Origin of the sequence: Enterobacter cloacae complex sp. FDA-CDC-AR_0164, from assembly GCF_003071645.1 — a bacterium.
GTDB lineage: Bacteria > Pseudomonadota > Gammaproteobacteria > Enterobacterales > Enterobacteriaceae > Enterobacter > Enterobacter ludwigii.
Genome location: NZ_CP028950.1, coordinates 1209770 through 1234883, shown reverse-complemented (window position 1 = coordinate 1234883; position 25114 = coordinate 1209770). Strand labels below are relative to the sequence as shown.

21 protein-coding genes are annotated in these 25114 nt (G+C 54.4%); 11 read left to right on the top strand and 10 right to left on the bottom strand.

Features of this window, described 5'->3' with window-relative positions:
* Nucleotides 1-3: 3 nt before the first annotated feature.
* Entirely contained in the window at nucleotides 4-1260 is a 1257-nt protein-coding gene (gene avtA / locus AM410_RS06000) for a valine--pyruvate transaminase (RefSeq protein ID WP_020882652.1), read from the bottom strand.
* Between the two features lie 180 nt (nucleotides 1261-1440).
* Nucleotides 1441-3471, bottom strand: a complete 2031-nt coding sequence (locus AM410_RS05995; protein ID WP_073397595.1) for an alpha-amylase — start codon at nucleotides 3469-3471, stop codon at nucleotides 1441-1443.
* 314 nt (nucleotides 3472-3785) lie between these two features.
* Here AM410_RS05995 and AM410_RS05985 point away from each other — a divergent pair, with 314 nt between their 5' ends.
* Nucleotides 3786-4610: a protein bax gene (locus tag AM410_RS05985; RefSeq protein ID WP_020882650.1), complete on the top strand. Its 825-nt coding sequence runs from the start codon at nucleotides 3786-3788 to the stop codon at nucleotides 4608-4610.
* A gap of 47 nt (nucleotides 4611-4657) precedes the next feature.
* On the opposite strand, the gene xylR is transcribed toward AM410_RS05985, so the two are convergent.
* The 4 genes from xylR to xylF form a co-directional block, all read right to left on the bottom strand.
* Nucleotides 4658-5836 (bottom strand): D-xylose utilization transcriptional activator XylR, encoded by a 1179-nt coding sequence (gene xylR, locus AM410_RS05980; protein WP_020882649.1) that lies wholly within the window; start codon nucleotides 5834-5836, stop codon nucleotides 4658-4660.
* 33 nt (nucleotides 5837-5869) lie between these two features.
* Complete coding sequence (xylH, locus tag AM410_RS05975) at nucleotides 5870-7051, bottom strand: xylose ABC transporter permease XylH (protein ID WP_014168116.1); 1182 nt, start codon at nucleotides 7049-7051, stop codon at nucleotides 5870-5872.
* Entirely contained in the window at nucleotides 7029-8570 is a 1542-nt protein-coding gene (locus AM410_RS05970; RefSeq protein WP_108647638.1) for a xylose ABC transporter ATP-binding protein, read from the bottom strand. The genes xylH and AM410_RS05970 overlap by 23 nt, the downstream gene beginning before the upstream one ends.
* Nucleotides 8571-8641: 71 nt before the next feature.
* Nucleotides 8642-9634, bottom strand: a complete 993-nt coding sequence (gene xylF / locus AM410_RS05965) for a D-xylose ABC transporter substrate-binding protein (protein ID WP_032679983.1) — start codon at nucleotides 9632-9634, stop codon at nucleotides 8642-8644.
* A gap of 371 nt (nucleotides 9635-10005) precedes the next feature.
* Between xylF and xylA the strand changes: the two genes are divergently transcribed.
* The 4 genes from xylA to AM410_RS05940 all read left to right on the top strand — a co-directional run bounded on the left by xylA (nucleotide 10006) and on the right by AM410_RS05940 (nucleotide 14417).
* The gene (xylA, locus tag AM410_RS05955) at nucleotides 10006-11328 is read left to right on the top strand and encodes a xylose isomerase (protein WP_086462926.1); all 1323 of its coding nucleotides are present in this window, start codon (nucleotides 10006-10008) and stop codon (nucleotides 11326-11328) included.
* Nucleotides 11329-11399: 71 nt separating this feature from the next.
* Nucleotides 11400-12854, top strand: coding sequence for a xylulokinase (gene xylB / locus AM410_RS05950; protein ID WP_025206427.1), 1455 nt, complete (start codon nucleotides 11400-11402; stop codon nucleotides 12852-12854).
* 103 nt (nucleotides 12855-12957) lie between these two features.
* Nucleotides 12958-13497, top strand: a complete 540-nt coding sequence (locus AM410_RS05945) for an isochorismatase family protein (protein ID WP_108647637.1) — start codon at nucleotides 12958-12960, stop codon at nucleotides 13495-13497.
* Nucleotides 13497-14417, top strand: coding sequence for a GlxA family transcriptional regulator (locus AM410_RS05940; protein WP_108647635.1), 921 nt, complete (start codon nucleotides 13497-13499; stop codon nucleotides 14415-14417). Before AM410_RS05945 ends, AM410_RS05940 begins: the two co-directional genes overlap by 1 nt.
* Here AM410_RS05940 and AM410_RS05935 read toward each other — a convergent pair.
* A complete protein-coding gene (locus AM410_RS05935; protein WP_020882643.1) occupies nucleotides 14410-15405 on the bottom strand; it encodes an acyltransferase in 996 nt (331 codons plus the stop codon). The two genes, AM410_RS05940 and AM410_RS05935, sit on opposite strands and share 8 nt — an antisense overlap.
* A gap of 184 nt (nucleotides 15406-15589) precedes the next feature.
* Between AM410_RS05935 and AM410_RS05930 the strand changes: the two genes are divergently transcribed.
* From AM410_RS05930 to AM410_RS05915, 4 genes are all read left to right on the top strand, one after another.
* A complete protein-coding gene (locus AM410_RS05930) occupies nucleotides 15590-15895 on the top strand; it encodes a YsaB family lipoprotein (RefSeq protein WP_014168124.1) in 306 nt (101 codons plus the stop codon).
* A 161-nt stretch (nucleotides 15896-16056) separates the two neighbouring features.
* Complete coding sequence (glyQ, locus tag AM410_RS05925) at nucleotides 16057-16968, top strand: glycine--tRNA ligase subunit alpha (RefSeq protein ID WP_014168125.1); 912 nt, start codon at nucleotides 16057-16059, stop codon at nucleotides 16966-16968.
* Between the two features lie 9 nt (nucleotides 16969-16977).
* Nucleotides 16978-19047 (top strand): glycine--tRNA ligase subunit beta, encoded by a 2070-nt coding sequence (gene glyS / locus AM410_RS05920; protein WP_014168126.1) that lies wholly within the window; start codon nucleotides 16978-16980, stop codon nucleotides 19045-19047.
* Nucleotides 19048-19319: 272 nt separating this feature from the next.
* On the top strand, nucleotides 19320-20939 hold the full coding sequence (locus AM410_RS05915) for an ABC-F family ATP-binding cassette domain-containing protein (RefSeq protein ID WP_047954901.1): 1620 nt from the start codon (nucleotides 19320-19322) through the stop codon (nucleotides 20937-20939).
* Nucleotides 20940-20985: 46 nt separating this feature from the next.
* Here the strand turns inward: AM410_RS05915 and AM410_RS05910 are convergent, their stop codons facing one another.
* Nucleotides 20986-21273 carry an HTH-type transcriptional regulator gene (locus AM410_RS05910; RefSeq protein ID WP_014168128.1) on the bottom strand — a complete coding sequence of 96 codons (288 nt, stop codon included), beginning with the start codon at nucleotides 21271-21273 and terminating at the stop codon, nucleotides 20986-20988.
* 331 nt (nucleotides 21274-21604) lie between these two features.
* Between AM410_RS05910 and AM410_RS05905 the strand changes: the two genes are divergently transcribed.
* On the top strand, nucleotides 21605-22315 hold the full coding sequence (locus AM410_RS05905; RefSeq protein ID WP_020882641.1) for a DUF3053 domain-containing protein: 711 nt from the start codon (nucleotides 21605-21607) through the stop codon (nucleotides 22313-22315).
* A 245-nt stretch (nucleotides 22316-22560) separates the two neighbouring features.
* Entirely contained in the window at nucleotides 22561-22773 is a 213-nt protein-coding gene (gene cspE, locus AM410_RS05900) for a transcription antiterminator/RNA stability regulator CspE (protein WP_014168131.1), read from the top strand.
* 58 nt (nucleotides 22774-22831) lie between these two features.
* Here cspE and ghrB read toward each other — a convergent pair whose 3' ends face one another.
* Together ghrB and AM410_RS05890 are read right to left on the bottom strand one after the other, a co-directional pair.
* Nucleotides 22832-23806 carry a glyoxylate/hydroxypyruvate reductase GhrB gene (ghrB, locus tag AM410_RS05895; RefSeq protein ID WP_014168132.1) on the bottom strand — a complete coding sequence of 325 codons (975 nt, stop codon included), beginning with the start codon at nucleotides 23804-23806 and terminating at the stop codon, nucleotides 22832-22834.
* A gap of 26 nt (nucleotides 23807-23832) precedes the next feature.
* Nucleotides 23833-25113, bottom strand: coding sequence for an MFS transporter (locus tag AM410_RS05890; protein WP_020882640.1), 1281 nt, complete (start codon nucleotides 25111-25113; stop codon nucleotides 23833-23835).
* Between the last annotated feature and the right edge of the window lies 1 nt (nucleotide 25114).

The window sequence follows — 25114 nt, the reverse complement described above, 5'->3', positions numbered from 1 at the left end:
GCGTTACTGGCTATCTTCGCGCCAGGCGTACTCAATCTCTTCGGCGAGAATTTTCACGCCCGCTTCGATTTTTTCCGGATCGGGCACGTAGTTCATGCGCATGCACTGATGCGTATGCGGCCACGGCTTATCCAGACCCGGGAAGAAGTAATCACCCGGCACCATCAACACGCCGCGCTTTTTCAGGCGCTGGTAGAGAAGCTCGGTGGTGATCGGCAGATCCTTAAACCACAGCCACAGGAAAATTGCCCCTTCAGGTTTGTGGATCAGGCAGCGTTCTTCCGGTAAGTAGCGGCGAAGAATGGCGATCGTTTCCTGTACCCGCTGGTAATAGAACGGCTTGATAACCTCGTTCGACAGGCGCAGCAGGTCATTACGTTTGATCATTTCACACATCATCGCCGGGCCGATTCCCCCCGGGGAAAGGCTGATAATGCCGTTCATGTTGGTAATGGCGGTGATGATTTTTTCATTGGCGATGATGATCCCGCAACGGCTGCCCGGCAGACCCAGCTTGGAAAGGCTCATACACAGGACGATGTTAGGGTTCCACAGCGGACGTGCTTCGCTGAAGATGATCCCCGGGAACGGCACGCCATAAGCGTTATCAATCACCAGCGGGATGTCGTGCTGATTCGCCAGCGCATCCAGCTTCATCAGTTCGTCGTCGGTGATGACGTTGCCCGTAGGGTTGGTTGGACGTGATACGCAGATCATGCCCGTCTCTTCACCAATATGCAGATGTTCAAAGTCGACGTGATATTTGAACTGGCCTTCTGGCAGCAGCTCAATGTTCGGGCGCGCCGAGACGAACAGATCCTCTTCGAGGCCGGAATCGGCATAGCCGATGTACTCTGGCGCCAGCGGGAACAGCACTTTTTTGGTGGTGCCGTCGGCGCGACGGCCTGCGAACAGATTAAACAAGTAGAAAAATGCGCTTTGACTGCCGTTTGTCAGTGCAATATTCTGTGGTTCGATATCCCAACCCAGCTCTTTGCGCAGCATTTCAGCAAGCAGTGTCAGCAGTTCGGTTTTACCCTGCGGGCCGTCGTAGTTGCAAAGCGCATCGGTTGCTTTCCCGCTTTCCAGCATCTGAGCCAGCAGCGTCTGAAAATAGGTGTTCATCTCCGGGATTTGAGCCGGGTTTCCGCCGCCGAGCATGATGGCGCCTGGTGTGCGCAGCCCGTCGTTGAGGTCCTCCATCAGGCGAGTAATGCCTGAATGGCGGGTGAATTTGTCGCCGAAAAGTGAAAACGTCATAGCAGGTGATCTGTCGAGCTTATTTTGAAAGTGGGTAACCATAACGCTAGCACCGTGCTGGTGCAAATCGAGAGATGCGGTCGGGATTGTTGTTTTATGTGGTGGGAAGGTATTTAGGTAGTGGATTGTTCTGGTGAAATATCCCTCTCCCGGAGGGGGAGAGGGAACCGGTTGGCGTCGTTATTGACTACCCGCCCACACCACCATGACCTTATCGCCATTGTGCTCGCGAACGAAGCCGTAGCCTTCTTTCAGCGACAGCGTGGTTTGTTTGCCTTCACCTATTGCGGGATGACGGGCGCGGAACTGGCCCAGAACCTGCCAGTGGGCGACGGTTAAGGCCTGCTTGCCCGTCACGTCCTGCCAGTTCATATCCGAGCGGGTGCCCTGTAATGGATCGGACCCTGTCGGTCCGAATGGCCGCTCGGATTCATCGCCGTAGTAAATTTGTACGCTGCCCGGGGCGAGCAGGAGCAGCTCTGCGGCACGCTGGCCGCCTTCACGGAAAAGGCGTGTGTCATGCGACGAGAGATAGCTCAGGACATTGAAGCTTTGCAGTTTTTCCGCCATCTGCTGCCAGGTCAGGTCGATGTCCGCCAGACAACCGACCGCTTTTGCTGCCTGCTCCTGATAATCAAAGTTGATCATCGCGTCAAACCCGTGGCGGTAATAATCGCTTTGCATCACGCCGTGGCCCCATGACTCGCCGGTCATCCAGAACGGGGTATTGTCGAGTTTTTTGTCGGGGTTCGCGCCTTTCCAGGCTGCCAGCGCCTGGCTTGCCTGATCTTTCAACTGCTGCCAGGCCTCGAGTTCCACGTGTTTTGCCGTATCCACACGGAAACCGTCAATGCCATAGTCACGTACCCACTGGCTGAGCCAGTGGGTCAGGTAATCACGCGGGGTGTAGCCCGAAATGGCCTTCGCGTGGGTATCAGGTTTATGTTGGTAGAAGTTGGGTAAACCGGAAGGGGTCGTCGACTCCGTTTTCAGGTCCGGCAGGAATGCCAGCGACAGGGTTAAATCGTCGAAGCCGGGATTGTCATAATCACCAATGTCGGTGCGGATCCACTTTTTACCCCACCATTTTTCCCAGGCGGCTTTGTCGCTGAAGTTGATGTAATCGTTGAAGCTGTGCCAGCTTTGGCCTGCTCCCGGCTTCCAGTCCGTCCAGTGCTCGCCCAGCGTTTTTTTCAGTTCATCACCCTGCAGATAAAGGGCCCCAAACTGGAACGCCTGCATGTCTGCGAGCGTCGCGTAACCCGTGTGGTTCATGACGATATCAAACAGGATGCGGATCCCGCGTTTATGCGCTTCATCGACAAGGTGGCGTAAATCATCTTCGGTGCCCATGTTGGCATCAATCGTGGTCCAGTCCTGGGTGTAGTAGCCATGATAGGCGTAGTGGGGGAAGTCACCTTTGGTGCCACCGCCAACCCAGCCGTGGATCTGCTCCAGCGGGGAGCTTATCCAGAGCGCATTCACGCCCAGCTGCTGTAAATAATCGAGCCGGGTTGTAAGCCCCTTGAGATCGCCACCGTGGAAGGTGCCGATCTCCTGCATGCCATCTTTGTGGCGTCCATAGCTGTTATCGTTAGAGGGATCGCCGTTGACGAAGCGATCAGTCAGCACGAAATAGACGGTGGCGTTTTGCCAGCTAAACGGCGCAGGTTTGTCGGTTTCGGCGCGTTCAAGCAGCAGCAGGCCGTTGCTGTTGGCGGCGGGTTGCAGGGTGATTTTTCCATTCTGCACTGTTGCAGTCTGTTTGCTGTAGAAATCACGGACCACCGATCCTTCCGGGAAATCGTTGCCAACTTCAAGCGTCAGGGGCTTACCGTCCCACTTCGGACACTGGCGGGTAACGTTTGCAACCGACGGTTCCGCTGTGCTCTGAATAGTCAGCATCAGTGTGGGCGTACCGGAGCGGGTATCGACACGCATCTGGTACTCGCCGTCGCGGAACAGTCGCCACTGCGGCGGCGTGCCGTCACATTTTTTAAGCGACAGCATCTCATTGAGTTTTATTGCATCCGTTGGCTGCCAGCACGTGTTGTCAAAACTCAGCGTAAGAGGGCGAGTACCCTTCGCAAGCTTTGCTTGGCTGGTAAATATCCCGGTACCTTCGGCGCTAAAGGCGTTGAAACCCGGTGATGACCAGTCAGCATGAGCCAGTACGGGTAACATCAGAAAAGCTAATGCGGTGCGTTTCATTCCATTTTCCTGTCGCGGCATTTTTGACCAGTGTGCCATCAGGTGTGGGGTAAAAACTCATCCCCCGGGGCTTTCTGCAAGGATGACGCGTGAGGATGAGTGATCCCGCGCAAAATTAGGAAGTTATCTGCGAGTTCGCGCACAATTTTTCAGAATTGATGCTTATGTGAGCAGGTTTCAGGTGACATAGTTTCGGAATTGGACTATTTCTATACGTGCTCTTGCAGTCTATTTTTGTTATGATTTGAGATTCCGCTCTCAAATTTGTGAAAAAAATAAGGTGTTGGAATGTTTATATCCGACCAGGAGACCTAATGATATCGACTCCCATTCGACGATATGGGGCCGCGATACTCATGTTACTCACCATGGCATTTTCGGGTGAGGTGCTTGCGAAGACGCACACGGATACAACGAGTAAGAAAGCCCACGTAATAAAGACGACAAGTAGTAAGGTTAGCAGTAAACAAGAGTATTCTCGCAATAGTGCAAAGAGTAGTTCACTTCCTGATTTGCGAAAATACCCTTCCGGAACACCAAGGAAAAAAGCGTTTCTCCGGACGGTAATGCCTTACATCACAAGTCAAAACGCCGCGATTACTGCGGATCGTAACTGGTTGATTGCCAAACAGTACGATAGCCGTTGGTCGCCATCAGAACGCGCGCGCCTGAAAGATATCACCAAACGCTACAAGGTGAGCTGGAACGGTAACACGCGCCGTGTGCCATGGAACTCTCTCTTAGAGCGTGTCGACATTATCCCGGGGAGCATGGTTGCGACCATGGCTGCAGCCGAAAGTGGCTGGGGTACCTCGAAACTGGCGCGTAATAACAACAACCTGTTTGGTATGAAATGTATCAAGGGGCGTTGTAACAATGCACCAGGTAAGGTGAAAGGCTATTCTCAGTTTGAATCGGTGAAAGATTCCGTGAATGCCTACGTGGTGAATCTGAACACGCATCCGGCCTACTCATCGTTCCGTAAATCGCGCGCTCAGCTGCGTAAAGCGGATCAGGAAGTGACGGCCAGCACGATGATCCACAAGCTGAAAGGTTATTCGACCAAGGGACAGAGCTATAACAACTATCTGTTCGCGATGTACCAGGATAACCAGCGCTTAATCGCCGCACATATGTAATTCAAAAAAACGCCTTCCATCGGAAGGCGTTTTTTTTTCTCTTTTTTCTACATCATCACTTCGCTGTGACGCTCCCGGTACTCTTTTGGCGTACTTTCATACTCCTTTCGGAACACCGAATAAAAATATTGCAGCGACGGGTAACCGCACATCTGTGAGATTTCGTTGATCGACAATGAGGTGGAGATCAGCAGGCTGCGCGCTTTCTCCAGTTTCTCGGCGTGGATGACCGCATGAATGGTTTCGCCCACTTCTTCTTTAAACCGCTTCTCCAGATTCGAACGGGAAATGCCCACCGAGTCCAGCACCTGATCGACCTTAATCCCTTTGCAGGCGTTGTTGCGAATGTAGTGCATGGCCTGAATAACTGCCGGGTCGCTTAAGGAGCGGTAATCCGTTGAACGGCGTTCGACTACACGGACAGGGGGAACCAGTAAGCGCTGAAGCGGCAACGCTTCTTTATCCAGCAGACGATGCAGTAACTTCGCCGCCTGATAACCCATCTGACGCGTACCCTGTGCAACGGACGAGAGCGCCACGCGAGAGAGGTAACGCGTCAGCTCCTCGTTATCGATGCCAATGACGCACAGTTTTTCCGGCACCGGAATGTGTAAATGTTCGCAGACCTGCAAGACGTGGCGGGCACGAGCATCCGTAACGGCAATGATGCCGGTTTGCGGCGGCAGGGTTTGCAGCCAGTCCGCCAGTCGGTTTTGCGCGTGCTGCCAGTTTTCCGGCGCGGTCTCCAGCCCCTGATAAACCACGCCGCGGTACTTCTCCTGCGCGACAAGCTGGCAGAAAGCATGTTCGCGCTCAACTGCCCAGCGCTTGCCGCTGGTTGACGGTAGACCATAAAACGCGAAGCGATGGACGCCTTTCTCTTTCAAATGCAGGAAGGCGGTCTCAACCAGCGCATGGTTATCGGTGGCGATATAGTGGACCGGCGGATAGTGCTCGGGCGCATGGTAAGACCCGCCGACGCCAACAATCGGAACGTCGACGTCAGTCAGCAATTGCTCAATGACGGGGTCGTCGTAGTCAGCGATGACCCCATCGCCCAGCCACTCTTTGATGTTTTCGAGACGGGTTCGGAAATCTTCTTCGATAAAAATATCCCACTCGGATTGCGACGCCTGCAAATATTCACCAACGCCCTCCACCACCTGACGGTCGTAGGCTTTGTTGGCATTGAATAACAACGTGATGCGGTGACGCTTTTCAAACATGGCTAACTTCCCAAATAAGTCACAATATTGTTATCAGGCTCGTCGCTTGGTTGCAGAGTCCATCCAGACTGCCAGCAAAAGAATGGCTCCCTTGACGATATACTGCCAAAACGTCGGGACGTCCATCATACTCATCCCGTTATCCAACGAAGCCATAATAAATGCCCCCATCACCGCGCCTGCCACGCTGCCGACACCGCCTGCGAGGCTGGTGCCGCCAATGACGCAGGCGGCGATAGCATCCAGCTCGGCGATGTTCCCGGCCGAGGGAGAACCCGCCCCCAGACGCGAGCTGAGGATCAACCCGGCGATAGCAACCATCAGGCCGTTAATGGCGAAGACGGCGAGTTTGGTGCGCTCGACGTTGATCCCTGAAAGGCGGGCAGCCTCAAGGTTGCCGCCGATGGCATAAATACGGCGACCAAACGCGGTACGCGTGGCCATAAACATCCCGGCCAGCAGCAACAGTGCCAGCAGCAATACCGGCGTCGGGACACCGCGATAGTCGTTCAGAAGCCAGATTGCGCCCAGTACAATGACCGCAGTGAGTGCCTGACGACCGACTGTGGACGTTGACGCTGGCGATGCCAGACCCAACGCCTGACGGCGCATTCGTCCACGCCACTGCCAGGCCACAAACGCCAGCAACCCAATCACACCGAACGTAAAGCCGACGCTATCGGCGAGGTAGCTCTGACCAATTTGTGACATGGCTGCGCTGGTAGGGGAGACGGTGGTGCCGTTGGTAATGCCAATTAAGATCCCGCGGAAGGCCAGCATCCCCGCCAGCGTGACAATGAACGACGGGACTTTACGGTAGGCAACCCACCAGCCGTTCCAGGCGCCCAGCAGCAGACCCAGCACCAGCGTAACCGCAATGGTCAGCGGCAGTGGCCAGCCAAGCCAGACGTCAAAAATGGCCGCCACGCCACCAAGCAGACCCATCATCGACCCCACCGACAGGTCGATTTCCGCCGAGATAATCACGAATACCATGCCCACCGCGAGGATGCCGGTAATGGCAGTCTGACGCAGCAGGTTAGAGACGTTACGCGCGCTTAAGTACGAGCCATCGGTCATCCAGGTAAAGAACAACATGATGGCAATAATCGCCGCGATCATCACGAAAACCTGCAGGTTCAGCGCTTTTAGCCCGGCAAACGCGCCGGGCGTCGGAACAGCGACTTTAATATCAGACGGATTGCTTTTCGACATGACGTTCGCTCCTTAAAGCGGCTTCCATCACCTGCTCCTGCGTCAGGTTCTGGTTAATCAGATTGGCTTTCAGTTTTCCCTCGTGCATGACCAGCACGCGATCGCTCAGGCCGAGCACTTCGGGTAACTCAGACGAGATGACAATGACGGCAATCCCTTGCTGTACAAGCTGATTAATCAGTTTGTAGATTTCGTACTTGGCGCCGATATCGATCCCACGCGTCGGCTCGTCCAGGATCAATATGCGTGGGTTGAGAAGCAGGCAGCGCGCCAGGATTGCCTTCTGCTGGTTGCCCCCGCTCAGACGTCCAATGGCCAGTTCCGGGGAGGATGTTTTGACCTTGAGTCTGGCGAGCGACTGGAGAATGCACTGCTGCTCAGCAGCATCATCGAGGCTGCTCAGCGTACCGGAGAACCTATCGAGCGCGGCAAGCGTGATGTTTTTACCCACTGCCATGACCGGGACGATGCCATCTTTCTTGCGATCCTCCGGCACCATGGCGATACCGTGGGCAATCGCCTGCTGGCAGTTCTCGATTTTTACCGGCTGTCCGTCGATAAAAATACGGCCTTCCCAGCGGCCCGGCCATACGCCAAACAGGCACTGGACGGCTTCAGTTCGCCCGGCCCCGACTAACCCCGCAATACCGAGGATTTCGCCGCTGTGAAGGGAAAACGAGACGTCATTAACGCGCTTGATGTGGCGGTTAACGGGATGCCACGCGGTGAGGTTTTCCACCCGTAACACTTCGTCACCCGTGGTGTGCGGTTCGTTTGGATAGAGCGCCGTGAGCTCGCGCCCCACCATCATGGTGATAATGTCATCTTCACTCATGCCGGCAGCTTCACGTGTGCCGATGTGCTGACCGTCGCGGATCACAGAGATGGTGTCCGAAATGGCTTTTACCTCATTGAGCTTGTGTGAAATGTAGATGCACGCAATGCCGTGGTTTTGCAGATCGCGAATGATATTGAGCAGGACGGCCGTTTCCTGCTCGGTGAGGGAGGCCGTTGGCTCATCGAGGATCAGCAGCCTTACCTGTTTGTTCAGCGCCTTGGCGATTTCAACCAGCTGTTGTTGCCCGAGGCCAAGATCACCGACGCGCGTATCCGGGGAAATCGCGAGACTTACCTGGGCCAGCAGTTTTTCACAGCGTAGCGTCATGGTGTCGTAATCCAGAACGCCATGACGTGAAATTTCGGCCCCCAGAAAAATGTTCTCCAGCACGGTGAGGTGCTTCACCAGCGCCAGCTCCTGGTGGATGATGGCGATGCCTTTGCGTTCGGTATCGCGAATGTGTGTCGCCTGAATCACTTCACCGGCAAAGACAATTTCGCCTTCGTAACTGCCGTGCGGGTAGATCCCACACAACACTTTCATCAACGTCGATTTGCCCGATCCGTTTTCGCCACACAGCGAGACCACTTCGCCGGGATTGAGCCGCAGACTGACGTTGTCGACCGCTTTCACCGCGCCAAAGCGCTTGGTGATGCTTTTCATTTCAAGTAAATAAGGCATAACTGCTCCACATGACCCGAGGGAAGAACAGTACAACTCGATGCGCCCCCGCAGAGCAGGGGCGCGCTGGATTACAGTTCACTCTTCTTGTGGAAACCGTCTTTAATGACGGTGGCGTCAATGTTGTCTTTATTGACTTCAATGGGGGTGAGCAGACGAGCCGGAACATCTTTAAGCCCGTTATTCAGCGTCGCGTCTGCCTTAGGTTGCTTACCATTTCCCAGCTCCACGGCAATTTCCGCCGCCGTATTCGCAAGCTGGGTAATCGGTTTGTAGACGGTCATGGTTTGTGTGCCTGCCATGATGCGTTTGACGCCCGCGAGGTCGGCATCCTGACCCGAAATAGCCACTTTTCCTGCCAGCCCCTGGGCGCTGAGTGCCTGGATTGCGCCCCCTGCGGTGGCATCGTTGGATGCGACGACAGCATCGATTTTATTGTTGTTGGCGGTTAAGGCGTTTTCCATGATTTTCAGCGCGTTTTCTGGCAGCCAGCCATCCGCCCACTGATCGCCGACCACTTTAATCTTACCGCTGTCGATATACGGCTTCAGGACTTTCATTTGCCCTTCGCGGAACAGCTTGGCGTTGTTATCAACCGGCGAGCCGCCCATCAGGAAATAATTGCCCTGAGGTACTTTGTCGATCAGGCTTTTAGCCTGTAATTCACCCACTTTTTCATTGTCGAACGAAATATAATAATCGATATCCGCATTATTAATCATGCGGTCATAGGCTAAGACTTTTATGCCTTCTTGTTTGGCTTCTTTAACGACGTTACTTAATACCTGGCCGTTATAAGGGATAATGACCAGCACATCGACGCCGCGGTTGATCATATTCTCAATTTGCGACATTTGCGTTTCTTCGTTGCCGTTCGCGGATTGCACAAACACATTCGCGCCAAGTGATTCCGCTTTTTTCACAAAAATATCGCGATCTTTCTGCCAGCGTTCAAGACGCAGATCGTCAATCGCCATGCCAATTTTGACTTCCTTGGCATGTCCGGCAAAGCTTGCAAGGAGGAGCGTAGTGCAGAGAGTAAGGGACAGGTTCTTTATCTTCATAATTATAGGGCCTTTTTGTAGGGTTATGTGTTGCTGAGATAAAAGAAACATTCACTGCTGGGACGCAGCAAATTTTTAACGGGGAAAGGCGGGCTGGCAATTACAGATTTTTATCTTCGCATTATGATATTTGGTTTATTTCTGAATTTATGACCGCGATCGAATTTTAAAATACGTAACGTCTTAATTACATTTGATTATGGAAGAGGGAGCGAAAAATAGTTTGCCTGCACATTATTTTGCGAGCCAGCGCACAGTTGTGCATTCTCTCAATAGCAGTGTGAAATAACGTAATTGAGCAAGCCAAAATGTCTATTCACTATTACTCCTGTATCAACGACTCGCCGCATACCCTGATTATGGAGCTCAATATGCAAGCTTATTTCGACCAACTCGATCGTGTTCGTTACGAAGGCCCGAAAACAACCAATCCTTTAGCATTTCGTCACTACAACCCGGATGAGCTGGTGCTGGGTAAGCGCATGGAAGATCATTTGCGCTTTGCCGCCTGTTACTGGCATACCTTCTGCTGGAACGGAGCCGATATGTTCGGCGTGGGTTCCTTTGACCGTCCATGGCAGCAGCCGGGTGAGGCCATCGAGCTGGCGAAGCGTAAAGCCGATGTCGCCTTTGAATTCTTCCACAAACTGAACGTGCCCTACTACTGCTTCCATGACGTGGATGTGTCGCCGGAAGGCGCCTCACTGAAAGAGTATCTGAACAATTTCGCGCAGATGGTGGATGTGCTGGCGGCTAAACAGCAGCAAAGCGGCGTGAAGCTGCTGTGGGGCACGGCCAACTGCTTTACCAACCCACGCTATGGCGCGGGTGCGGCAACCAATCCGGATCCGGAAGTGTTTAGCTGGGCGGCAACGCAGGTGGTTACCGCAATGAACGCCACGCATCAGCTGGGCGGCGAAAACTATGTGCTGTGGGGCGGTCGTGAAGGCTATGAAACCCTGCTCAACACCGACCTGCGTCAGGAGCGCGAGCAGATTGGCCGCTTTATGCAGATGGTGGTCGACCATAAACACAAAATCGGTTTCCGCGGTACGCTGCTGATCGAACCGAAGCCTCAGGAACCTACTAAGCACCAGTACGACTACGACGTTGCTACCGTGTACGGCTTCCTGAAACAGTTCGGCCTGGAAAAAGAGATCAAAGTTAACATTGAAGCCAACCATGCCACGCTGGCCGGCCACTCTTTCCATCACGAGATCGCGTCTGCTATCGCGCTGGGTATCTTCGGTTCTGTTGATGCTAACCGCGGCGATGCGCAACTGGGTTGGGATACCGACCAGTTCCCGAACAGCGTGGAAGAGAATGCGCTGGTGATGTATGAAATTATCAAAGCGGGTGGTTTCACCACCGGCGGGCTGAACTTCGATGCCAAAGTGCGCCGTCAGAGCACCGACAAATACGACCTGTTCTACGGCCATATTGGCGCAATGGATACCATGGCGCTGGCGCTCAAAGTCGCCGCCCGTATGATTGAAGACGGTGAACTGGATAAACGTGTCGCGAAGCGTTATAGCGGCTGGAACAGTGAGCTGGGTCAGCAAATTTTGAAAGGCCAGTTATCGCTTGCGGACGTCGCGAAGTACGCTGAACAACATCAACTGGCACCGCAGCATCAGAGCGGGCATCAGGAGCTGCTGGAAAACCTGGTTAATCACTACCTGTTCGATAAATAACAGTGAGTAGATAATAACGTAAGCCCGGTAAGCGTCGCGCCACCGGGCATTTCTGTTAAAGGAGTCACCGAATGTATATCGGGATTGATCTTGGCACATCGGGTGTGAAAGCCATCCTGTTAAGCGAGCAGGGCGACGTGTTAGCAACGCAGACAGAAAAGCTGCAGGTCTCACGTCCGCATCCGCTATGGTCGGAACAGGATCCGGAGCAGTGGTGGCTGGCAACGGATCGTGCAATCAAAGCGCTAGGTGAACAGCACAGTCTGCGTGACGTCAAAGCCCTCGGCATTGCCGGGCAAATGCACGGCGCGACGTTACTGGACAGTCAGCATCACGTCCTGCGACCGGCCATTCTCTGGAACGATGGTCGCTGTGCAGAAGAGTGCGCACTCCTTGAAGAGCGAGTACCCACCTCCCGCAGTATTACCGGCAACCTGATGATGCCCGGTTTTACCGCACCAAAGTTACTGTGGGTACACCGCCATGAGCCGGAAATTTTCCGTCAGGTGGCGAAAGTTTTACTGCCAAAAGATTATCTGCGTTTTCGCATGACGGGTGATTTCGCCAGCGACATGTCCGACGCTGCCGGCACGATGTGGCTCGACGTGGCCAAACGTGACTGGAGCGAGGCCATGCTCGATGCCTGCCACCTGACTCGCGAACATATGCCAGCGCTCTATGAGGGCAGTGAGATAACGGGTACCTTACAGCCTGCCGTCGCAGAACGCTGGAATATGCCTGCTGTCCCGGTGGTGGCCGGTGGCGGTGACAACGCGGCGGGTGCCGTGGGGGTCGGGATGGTGGAAGCCGGGCAGGCGATGCTTTCGCTGGGAACGTCTGGCGTCTATTTTGCGGTCAGCGAGGGTTATCGCAGTAATCCTGAAAGTGCCGTTCACAGTTTCTGCCATGCGCTGCCGGGAAAATGGCATCTGATGTCGGTTATGTTGAGCGCCGCCTCTTGCCTTGACTGGGCCGCGAAACTGACCGGGATGGCTGATGTTCCGGCACTGATTGCTGCTGCACAGCAGGCGGATGAAAGTGCGGGTACCGTCTGGTTTTTACCCTATCTTTCCGGCGAGCGCACGCCGCATAACAACCCGGAAGCGAAAGGGGTATTCTTTGGGTTAACCCATCAGCATGGTCCGGCGGAACTGGCTCGTGCCGTTCTGGAAGGCGTGGGATATGCCCTGGCGGACGGAATGGACGTGGTACATGACTGCGGTGTGACGCCGGCGAGTATCACCCTGATTGGCGGCGGTGCGCGTAGCAGCTACTGGCGCCAGATGCTGTCTGATATCAGCGGACTGCAGCTCGATTTTCGTACCGGTGGTGATGTGGGGCCTGCGCTCGGTGCAGCGCGACTGGCGCAGATTGCTATGAACCCGGAAACGCCGCTTTCTCAGCTGTTACCGCAGCTTCAACTGGAACAGGCGCATCTGCCTGACGCGGCACGTCATGCGCGTTATGCGCAAAGACGCGAGGTCTTTCGCAAAATCTACCAACAGCTGCTGCCGCTGATGTCGTAAATACGGTTGTCTGTCAGAGGCACGAGGTTGTCCTTTTTTGGTCTGTGCGGGCCTTTATTTCCTTGCCAGTATGGTGTCATACCCACTGGCGAGGAGATTCAACATGTCACGTACTGCATTAATCAACATCGATACTCAGCAGTCTTTTCATCATCGTCATTACTGGCAGGAGGACGAGATTCCTGCCTTTCAGCAGGCGATGCTGGGGCTGATTGAGGGCTGCCAGGCGCGTGGCATTCCTGTCGTTGATATTTTCCATGTAGATGAAGACGGTCCGTTCACACTGCAAAGCGGCTATGTCAAACCGATGGCCTTTTTACGTCATCAGCCGGACGTGGTCTTCCAGAAACACGTCCATAATGCGTTCACGGATACCGGGCTTGACCGCTGGCTGCGTGAGCGAGACATTAATCAGCTCATCGTGTGCGGCATTCGCACGGAGCAATGCTGTGAAACCACTGCGCGGGTGGCATCCGATCTGGGCTATGCTGTGACCTTCGTTAGCGAGGCAACGCTCACGTTTCCAATGACGCACAAGGGGATAACCCTGAGCGCAGAGGAACTGCGCCATCGTACCGAGACGGTTCTGGCCGGGCGGTTTGCCGACATTAAAACGGTTGCGGAGACGCTGGAGTTACTGTAATGAGCATCGACGTCTGGTTTGTGATGTTGCCCGGGGTGCTGTCATTAGACATGACGGGCCCGGCAGAGACCTTTGTGCTGGCAGGAGACGCGTTTCGCCTGCATTACATTGGTCCGCAGGCAGAGGTTCCGACGTCGATTGGTCTGATGATGGGCGGTATTCAGCCGCTGCCGGAAAGCTTGTCTGAGGGCAGTTTGCTGGTGCTGCCGGGGGTAAGCGACTCCCGCTTTCAGTTCTCAACGCCGCAGGCGCAGCTGATCCAGCACTGGTTAATGCGCCTGCAGCCAAAAATTCATCGTCAGGATATCACCGTCATGTGCGTCTGTTCAGGGGCGTTGCTGGCGGCAAAATCGGGCTTGCTGAACCACCGGCAGTGCACAACGCATCATGACGTTATAAGCCGTTTACGTACGGCGGATCCGACGGCAATCATCAAAGAAAACCGGATCTTCGTGCAGGATGAGAATATCTGGACCAGCGCCGGCATCACCTCGGGCATCGACCTGGCGCTGCATATGATTAACCGTCTGTGTGGCGCAGAAAAAGCGCTGGCCGTGGCGCGCGAAATGGTGGTCTGGTTTCGTCGCTCCGGGGACGATCCCCAGCTGTCGCCATGGTTACGCTACCGCAATCATCTTCACCCGGCCATTCATCGTGCGCAGGATGCGCTTACCACCGAGCCGCACAAAGCCTGGGTTTTACCCGAGATTGCCGCTCTGGCGCATGTCAGCCCGCGCCATTTAACGCGGCTTTTTCAGACGCATTTAGGGATAAGCGTTCGCGACTATCTGGAGCAGTTGCGTCTGGCGGTGGCTGAACAGTGGCTGTTGCAAGGGCGTGGCGTGGAACAGGCCTCACTGGCCGCGGGGTTTTCCTCCCCGCGCCAGTATCATCGTGCCCGACAGCGCAGCGTTAACTGACGAAGCGGCGGGTGTCGACCTTCTGCAGCAGCATTGACAGCAGCAGGCTCGCCATCAGCGTGACGGTGAAAATCCACAGGATATCCAGCACCGGCCAGCTTTTGAACTCGACCCCTCTCGTTCTCAGGGCGTGGATCACCAGCGCGTGAAAACCGTATATACCGAGCGAGTGCCGGGAGATAACGCTCAGCACCGGAAGAGGGCGTGCGTTCAGGGTGTTTTTGACGAGCGTAAGCAGGGATACGGCACAGATGAAGACCATCGGGCCGCAATACAGGTACCAGGTATCGGCAAAATTGCCGCGCCATTGCAGTTCATGCAGCGTTCCACGCGAAATCACGATCACGCCGATGATAAACAACGCTGCACATAGCCCGTTCATGCCGCGTTTTTGGGTGTCCATCATCCCGATAGCTCGCCCCAGCATGCCGTAGAGCACGTAGTAAAAGGTATCGCCGTTGATATAGAGATTGACCGGTAACCATTCAAAACCATCAATTTTCTGCGAGACCGTATTCGGGTTAGCTATGATGCCAATGACCACCATCAGCGCCAGCAGCATTTTCCCGCTCACGGTTTTCACCTGAATCAGTGGGGAAACCAGATAGATAACGATAATGGCGAAGAAAAACCACAGATGGTAGAAGACGGGTTTTTGCAGAAGGTATTTGAGAGATAGCCCGGCGTTAATCGAGGTGAACAGGGTGATATAGAGCAAGGCCACGGCGCTGTAGAAGCCCAGGCAGGCGGCGATACGGATAAAATGCCGCGGTTGCGCGCTACGCTCGCCAAAAAAGAGAAAGCCGGAAATCATAAAGAACAACGGCACACTGACCCGCGACGCGGAGTTAAGAATATTGGCTATATCCCAGTTAACAGGGCTGATACTGTGCGCATTGGTGACATACCAGGTCGTCGTGTGGATCATGACCACCATCAGACACGCTATTCCTCGCAGATTATCAATCCAGCTAATTTTTGACGACATCAGTTCCTCATCATCCCTTGTAAATTCAGTGTGACTGCGATTGTATTGAAGCCTCTCTCTGGAAAATTCTGAGTTTTATTGAGCAGCCTTGTTTGAAAGCCGCGAGGTTCGCAGAATGCCAGGGCATAATCTATAAAAGCTTTGCTACTAAAAATAACAGCCACTGAACAGGGCGGTAATAAAAATGATGATGAAGCGTGCGGCGTCACTCTTTCTGCTGTTTATCCTGGCAGGATGCAGTACGCCACCCTCTGCACCCGTGCAAAAAGCACAGCAGGGAAAAATCAGCCCGGAACGCTCCCTGAATATGGAGCAGTTCTGTAAGGATCAGGCTGCGCGCCGCTATAACTCGGATGCGCAGAACATTGATGTCACCGGATTTGAGCGATTCCAGGGGAGTTATGAGCTGAAAGGCCATACGTCCCGTAAAGAGGGCTTTGTCTGTTCGTTTGACGCAGACGGTCAGTTTTTACATCTCTCCATGCGCTAAGCCGCTCGCATAATCAACAGCCAGACGCCGGCAGCTGCCTGGCGTGGTGGCTTATTTCCCCAATTTTCCCTAAACAAACCCGTTTCGTACTGTATATCTTGCAGGCAGCGGGTATACTGGTCCCTTCCATTTAAAACCACACGTATCCAGCACGACATACTATGCAAAAGTTTGATACCAAGACCTTCCAGGGCCTGATCCTGACCTTACAGGATTACTGGGCTCGTCAGGGCTGTACCATTGTTCAACCTTTGGACATGGAAGTAGGCGCAGGCACTTCACACCCAATGACCAGCTTACGCGCGTTGGGGCCGGAGCCAATGGCGACTGCTTATGTGCAACCTTCACGTCGTCCGACCGATGGCCGTTACGGCGAAAACCCGAACCGTCTGCAGCATTACTATCAGTTCCAGGTGGTGATTAAGCCATCGCCAGACAACATTCAGGAACTGTACCTCGGGTCACTGAAAGAGCTGGGTATGGATCCAACCATTCACGATATCCGTTTCGTGGAAGATAACTGGGAGAACCCAACGCTGGGTGCCTGGGGTCTGGGTTGGGAAGTGTGGCTGAACGGTATGGAAGTGACGCAGTTCACTTACTTCCAGCAGGTTGGCGGTCTGGAATGTAAACCGATTACCGGCGAAATCACCTACGGTCTGGAACGTCTGGCCATGTATATTCAGGGCGTAGACAGCGTTTACGACCTGGTCTGGAGCGACGGCCCGCTGGGTAAAACCACCTACGGCGACGTGTTCCATCAGAACGAAGTGGAGCAATCCACTTATAACTTCGAATACGCGGATGTGGACTTCCTGTTCACCTGCTTCGAGCAGTACGAGAAAGAAGCGCAGCAGTTGTTGGCGCTGGAGTCTCCGCTGCCGCTGCCTGCTTACGAGCGTATTCTGAAGGCCGCCCACAGCTTCAACCTGCTGGACGCCCGCAAAGCCATCTCCGTGACTGAACGTCAGCGCTACATTCTGCGTATTCGTACCCTGACCAAAGCCGTTGCAGAAGCGTACTATGCGTCCCGTGAAGCCCTTGGCTTCCCGATGTGCAACCGAAACAAATAAGAGGCGGCCATGTCTGAGAAAACTTTCCTGGTGGAAATTGGCACCGAAGAGCTGCCACCAAAAGCCCTGCGCAGCCTGGCTGAATCTTTTGCTGCGAACGTGACTGCTGAGCTGGATAACGCTGGCCTGGCACACGGTAAAATTGAATGGTTTGCTGCTCCGCGTCGTCTGGCGCTGAAAGTGGCGAACCTGGCGGCGTCTCAGCCGGATCGTGAAGTTGAAAAACGTGGCCCGGCGATTGCTCAGGCGTTTGATGCTGAAGGCAAGCCAAGCAAAGCGGCTGAAGGCTGGGCGCGTGGTTGTGGTATCACCGTCGATCAGGCTGAGCGTCTGACCACCGATAAAGGCGAGTGGCTGCTGTACCGTGCACATGTGAAAGGTGAAAGTGCGCAAGCGCTGCTGCCTGACATGATTGCCACGTCGCTGGCCAGGCTGCCGATTCCAAAACTGATGCGCTGGGGCGCAAGCGACGTGCACTTCGTGCGTCCTGTGCACACCGTGACGCTGCTGCTGGGCGATACCGTTATTCCGGCCACCATCCTGGGTGTGGCGTCCGATCGCGTGATCCGTGGGCACCGCTTCATGGGCGAGCCTGAGTTCACCATCGACAATGCTGACCAGTATCCGCAGATCCTGCTGGAGCGCGGTAAAGTTATTGCTGACTACGAACAGCGTAAAGCCAAAATCAAGGCGGATGCGGAAGACGCGGCGCGTAAGATTGGCGGTAAAGCGGATCTGAGCGACAGCCTGCTGGAAGAAGTAACCTCTCTGGTTGAATGGCCAGTGGTACTGACCGCGAAGTTCGAAGAGAAATTCCTGGCCGTGCCGGCTGAAGCGCTGGTGTACACCATGAAGGGTGACCAGAAGTACTTCCCGGTTTACGCCAACGACGGCAAGCTGCTGCCAAACTTCATCTTCGTGGCGAACATTGAATCAAAAGATCCGATCCAGATTATCTCCGGTAACGAGAAAGTGGTGCGTCCACGTCTGGCGGATGCCGAGTTCTTCTTCAACACCGACCGTAAAAAGCGTCTTGAAGATCACCTGCCACGTCTGCAGACCGTGCTGTTCCAGCAACAGCTGGGTACGCTGCGCGACAAGACTGACCGTATTGCGGAGCTGTCTGGCTGGATCGCACGTGAAATCGGTGCGGATGTGAACCACGCAACGCGCGCGGGTTTACTGTCCAAGTGTGACCTGATGACCAATATGGTGTTCGAATTTACCGACACCCAGGGTGTGATGGGGATGCACTACGCGCGTCACGACGGTGAAGCGGAAGATGTGGCCGTGGCCCTGAACGAGCAGTATCAGCCGCGCTTCGCGGGTGACGCGCTGCCGTCTAATCCGGTGGCCTGTGCGGTCGCGATTGCCGATAAGATGGACACCCTTGCAGGTATCTTTGGCATCGGCCAGCATCCAAAAGGCGACAAAGACCCGTTTGCGCTGCGTCGTGCTGCCCTGGGCGTGCTGCGTATCATCGTTGAAAAGAACCTGAACCTGGATCTGCAGACCCTGACTGAAGAAGCGGTACGTCTGTACGGTGATAAGCTGACCAACGCCAACGTGGTCGACGATGTGATCGACTTTATGCTTGGTCGCTTCCGTGCGTGGTATCAGGACGAAGGTTACACCGTCGATACCATTCAGGCGGTACTGGCACGTCGTCCAACCCGTCCGGCAGATTTCGATGCGCGTATGAAGGCGGTTTCCCACTTCCGTACGCTGGAAGCTGCATCCGCACTGGCCGCGGCTAACAAGCGTGTCTCTAACATTCTGGCGAAATCCGACGAAACGCTGAACGAGCGTGTCAACGCTGCGACGCTGAAAGAGCCAGAAGAGATCGCCCTGGCGATGCAGGTTGTGGTACTGCGTGACAAGCTGGAGCCGTATTTCGCCGAAGGCCGCTACCAGGAAGCCCTGGTGGAGCTGGCGGAACTGCGTGATGTCATCGATGCCTTCTTCGAGAAAGTGATGGTGAACGTGGAAGATAAAGAGCTGCGTATCAACCGTCTCTCTATGCTCGAAAAACTGCGTGAGCTGTTCCTGCGCGTGGCGGATATTTCGCTGCTGCAGTAACGTGCATGTGCCCGGTGACGGGCCAGCAGATGAGAAAAAACCCGCTTCGGCGGGTTTTTTTATGTCTCGTTTTTTGTGAGCCAGGTAAGCGCAGTGCAATCGCCTAAAAATTCACCTTGAAATGGTCAGCAAATTACCGTTATCCTGTTTCTCGTTATATTTCTCCCTCTGGAGCGCATCCCGAAAATGAACAAACACGACTGATGAATTTCGATCCTTGCTAAACGCGACCGCGTCGGCAGGGGATGTTTTGATTTCATTCAGGAGTGCTTATGGCTCATTTTGCGCAATCCCCTTCTTTTATTTTGCATCAGGTGACCTGTCAGTTTGCGACGGGCGATACCCTTTTTGGTCCGCTGAATCTTTCTCTGGCGCCGTCACTGTGCGCGCTGGTTGGCCGCAACGGCAGCGGTAAAACACGTCTGCTACGTTTGCTGGCAGGGTGTGATGAACCTGCCAGCGGTCATATCGAACGTTTTGCAACGCACGCTTATGTGGCACAACAGCCCGATATCTCCCCGCGAACCACGCTTGCTGAGCTGCTGGGGTATGAGGCGATTTTTGCGGCGCGTAAGCGCATCGACAGCGGTGACTACCAGCCCGATGATTTGGCGTTACTCGACGGACACTGGGATGTAGCAGAACGTCTGAGCGAGGCGTTTTTCCACGCAAAACTTCCACCATTTGACCCGGATAAATCAGCCATGGAACTCAGCGGCGGCGAGCGCATTCGCGCGTTGCTCTGTGGCGCGTTTACGGCTGATGCGGATTATCTGCTGCTGGACGAACCCACCAACCATCTCGACCGGCAGGGACGTGAGTGGTTCTACGACCAGCTCGCCCGTTATCAGGGGGGCGTGCTGGTGGCCTCCCACGACCGTGAACTGCTGGCGAAGGTACCGCGTATTCTTGAACTGAGCGCCTCGGGTCTTCGCCACTACGGTGGCAGTTACGACGACTATACGCATCAGCGGGACGCCGAACAGCAGGCAGCCCGTGCGGCACTGGAACATGCGGCAACAGAACGCAAACGCACCCGCGCGCGGATGCAAAAAGAGCACGACGAAAGCCAGCGGCGTTCGGCGAAGACGTTACGTACGGTCGATAACCTTAATATCGCCTCGTTCGAGCGGGTCAGATACAAAATGGCCGCCAAAGAGCGCATTGGCACCTGGAAAAAACAGCATGGCGATCAACATGAAGCGCTGAATGCCGCGGTGAACAAGGCCCGGGAGCGAGTTGAAGAGGAGAATCCGGTGATGTTCACGTTGCCTGGAAGCCAGATTGCTGAGGGGAAACAGGTGCTGGTGATGGAGGGGCTGGTGCTGCCACACGTCACTCTCCCGCCGACGAACTGGCGAATGGACGGACCGATGCGCGTGGCGCTAAAAGGACCGAACGGCTGCGGTAAATCGACGCTTTTAAAAGCCATTCTCGGCGAAGTGGCTCCGCTCTCAGGAACGTGTAAGGTATCGGTAAACTGCGCTTATCTCGATCAACATCTGTCGCAGCTCGATCTTTCGCAGTCGGTGATGGCGCATCTCAATCTGAGTCATACACCTCTGGAAGAGGGTGTGCTGCGAACCCGTTTAGCGCAGCTTCAGCTGGGCGCCGACAAAGTGGCGCTTCCGCTGGCTGAGCTGAGCGGCGGGGAACGTCTCAAGGCTGCACTGGCCTGTGTTTTGTGGCGCGAAGACGCTACGCAGCTTTTACTGCTGGATGAACCGACCAACCATCTGGATCTGGCCTCGGTCGAGGCGATTGAAGCCGCACTGGCCGGTTTCCCCGGGGCATTGCTGGTGGTTTCTCACGATGAGGCTTTTTTGCGGGGGTTAGCATTGACGCATGAACTGGTCTGGGAAGAGGCGGGTTGGCGGTGTGCCCCCCTTTAAAACACAAGCCCCCGCAAAGGCGGGGGCGGTAACTCACTTTACTGCATCATGCTATATGCTTGCTGAGTGCAGGGTTGGCCTGAATCAGGCGCATCAGCTTTAGCTCGGTTGGAGTGGGTTTTTCGCGTTTTGACTCCCACTCCTGCACCATAGCCACGCTGACACCCATCGCTCTGGCGAATTCTTCAGTTTTTAATCCAGTCCCTTTGCGCAATTGCTCATATTCTTTAAAGGGATTGGATCTTTGTTGCAGGGTTAACGTCTGCGGTACATCTTTAAAAATAATCTGTTCCAGGCTGCTCAGCAGCTCAAGCTCAGGATCTTTATATTCCATTGAGGACTCCTCTTAAATCACATACCGGGATCAAGAACATCAGAGAGCCTGTTAAGAATAGTCCCTAATACAAACGACGGATCGTCACGGATGTGATTAATCGTGCGGTAACGATCGCTTTATGCGTTTCAGCCGTTGCCAGGGTGAGACTAATTACCTGATTACGCTTATGTCGGCTTCGCCAGGTATTTTTTTGTAAATAGTAAGAAATAAAACGGCAATAGCCGTTTTGCATGAAAAGAGTATCTTGCAGGGCTGACCTGGACTATCCTTGTCAGCGTCGGGCACGCATGTGCCGGTGTGCGCTTTTTTGGGTGAAAGGAGTAATGAAATGGCGACAGGAAAGTCCTGCTCTCGCTGGTTTGCGCCTATTGCGGCGTTGTTGATGGTTGTTAGCCTGAGTGGGTGTTTTGATAAAGAAGGCGATCAGCGCAAAGCGTTTATCGATTTTCTACAGAATACGGTGATGCGCAGCGGTGAACGGTTGCCGACGCTGACTGCGGATCAGAAAAAACAGTTTGGCCCCTTCGTGTCTGATTACGCCATTCTTTATGGTTATTCACAGCAGGTGAGCCAGGCGATGGATTCCGGTATCCGTCCGGTTGTGGATAGCGTGAACGCTATTCGCGTCCCGCAGGATTACATGACGCAACGTGAACCGCTGCGCCAGTCCAACGGTGCGCTCGGCGTGCTGAGCCAACAGCTGCAGAATGCGAAAATGCAGGCGGACGCGTCACGTTCCGCGCTGAAGCAGGGCGACGATCTCAAACCGGTCTTCGACAAAGTGTATGAGAAAGTGGTGTCGAAACCTTCTGAAGCGATGCAACCGCTGATCCCAGCCGCGCAAATTTTCACGCAGCAGCTGGTTCAGGTGGGGGACTTCATCTCCCAGCAGGGCACTCAGGTGAGCTTTGTGGCCAACGGTATTCAGTTCCCGACCTCGCAGCAGGCAAGCCAGTATAATGCGCTGATTGGGCCACTGGCCTCCCAGCACCAGGCCTTTAGTCAGGCGTGGAGTGCAGCGGTCGCTGCCACAGAATAAATCGGAAAACCCCGCCTCAGGCGGGGTTTTTTATTCCGGGCGAAAATAACGCTTGTTATTCTTCTACCACATCGGTATAACTATACAGGTCGGTTTGTTACACAGACCTAAAGCAGTTTAGTAAAGCAGTCCAGATTGTTATCCATAGATACCCTTCGTAGTGACCCTTCCTTCATCGCTTAAAAATCTGTAACACAATCCATCAAGCCGGAAGGCACAATATATTTGTTAATTAAGGTAATTCTATGTCTGCTAAAATGACTGGTCTGGTAAAATGGTTCAACGCTGATAAAGGTTTCGGCTTCATCACTCCTGACGATGGCTCTAAAGACGTGTTCGTACACTTCTCTGCTATCCAGAACGAAGGCTACAAATCTCTGGATGAAGGTCAGAAAGTTTCCTTCACCATCGAAAGCGGCGCTAAAGGCCCAGCAGCTGGTAACGTTGTAAGCCTGTAAGCTTCCAACCCAGTAGCACAAATTTTAAAAACCCGCCTTCTGGCGGGTTTTTTCATTTCTATCGCTGAACCTGCGGGTTAACGCAGTTGATTTCCACCTTTCCGCTGAGGGCAGCGATCAGGTTGTCTACCGCGGTTGCAGCCATATTGTAGCGTGTTTCATGGGTTGCTGAGCCGATGTGGGGCAGGGCCACCACGTTGGGCAATGAAAGCAACGGGGAGTCCACCGGCAGCGGTTCCTGTTCAAACACGTCAAGACCGGCAGCGTGGATCTCACCCTGTTGCAGAGCCTCAATCAACGCCTTCTCATCCACCACCGGGCCACGACCCGCGTTGATGAAAATGGCCGTTTTCTTCATTTTTTCAAACGCCTCTTTACCGATAAGATGACGGGTTTCGTCCGTCAGCGGCAGGATCAGACAGACAAAATCGGCTTCCTGCAGCAGCGTATCCAGCTCGCAGTAGCGGGCGTTAAAACGTTCTTCGGCTTCACTGTGATGACGACGCGCGTTATACAGAATCGGCATGTTAAAACCAAAATGTGCACGCTGCGCCAGGGCCAGGCCAATACGGCCCATGCCAACGATGCCCAGCGTTTTGCCATGAACATCCACCCCAAACCAGTCCGGACCAATGCTTTTTGTCCATTCGCCAGCTTTAACGCGATCGGCCACTTCGACCACACGACGCGCCGTGCTGAGGACCAGCGCCATCAGCGTGTCGGCCACGGTCTCCGTCAGCGCATGTGGCGTATGCATCAACAGGATCTTGCGGGCGTTAAGGGCATCCACGTCGAAGTTGTCATAGCCCACGGAAACGGTAGAGGTAGCACGAAGCTTCGGCATTTTCTCCAGCAGGGCGACATCCACTTTTTCGCTTGAACCCAGCAAACCTTCGGCGCTGGCGAACGCATCGGCGTGCTGTGCCACGGTTTCCGGGCTGAGGTTCTTCACCTGGGTAACGGTGAAGTGTTCCTCAAGGCGTTTCTGCAGATCTTCCGGCAGTGCTTTATACAAAATGACGGACGGCTTCATGCTAATCTCCGTTGATTTTTAAGGATTCAGGCGTGGCGTGCGCCGACAGGTAATTGTTGATTATTAGCAGGCTTAACAATCAGAGTAAGCCACACGGAGGCGAAAAGCGCTACCCCCATAAATATGTACGATGCGGATGGGCTGCCGGTTGCTCCGTTCAGGTAACCCACAAACCAGGAGCCGCAGAACGAGCCCAGCGCCCCCATACTGTTAATCAGTGCCATCGCGCCGCCTGCCACGTTACGCGGCAGCATCTCCGGGATGATCGCAAAGAACGGTCCATAAGGGGCGTACATTGCCGCGCCCGCAATCACCAGCAGGGTGTAAGAGACCCAGAAATGGTTCGCGCCGACGGCCCAGGAACCAATGAAGGCAAAGGCAGCGATCAGCAGCAGCGGCCAGACAAACAGCTTACGGTTCTGCATTTTGTCCGATGCCCATGACGCAATGATCATGGCGATTGTGGCTGCGAGGTAAGGCACGGACGACAGCCAGCCCACTTCCACCATGCCAAGGTTTTCACCGGCATTGCGGAGAATCGATGGCAGCCACAGTACGAAACCGTACACGCCAATGCTCCAGGTGAAATACTGGGCGCAGAGCAAAATCACATTACGCGAGCGGAATGCTTCGCCGTAGTTACGCACCGCTTTCAGGCCTTGCTGTTCTTTATCCAGCTGCGCCTGCAGAGCTGCTTTTTCATCTTCGGAGAGCCATTTCGCCTGCGCAGGTTTGTCTTTTACCAGCATCCACCAGCAGAATGCCCAGATAACCGCCGGCACCCCTTCGATAATGAACATTTCGCGCCAGCCGAAGGACTGGATCAGGTAGCCAGAAACCACCGACATCCACAGCACGGTGACCGGGTTACCGAGGATCAGGAAAGTATTGGCTCGTGAGCGCTCGGATTTTGTAAACCAGTTGCTGATATAAATCAGCATCGCGGGCATTACCGCTGCCTCAACGACCCCAAGAATAAAGCGAATGGCTGCCAGAGCAGGAATATTATTCACCACGCCGGTCAGTGAGGCGCAGGCACCCCACAGGATCAGGCAAACGAAAATCAATTTGCGGACGCTGCGACGCTCCGCATAGATAGCGCCGGGGATCTGGAAGAAGAAGTAGCCCAGGAAGAAAAGGGCACCCAGCAACGAAGAGATACCTTTGGTGATCCCCAGGTCTTCGGTGATCCCTGCCGCGGACGCGAAACTGAAGTTGGCACGATCAAGGTACGCCAGGCTGTACGTGATAAACACGATTGGCATGATGTACCACCAGCGTTTTACTGCATTGGTCGAACTGTTCATA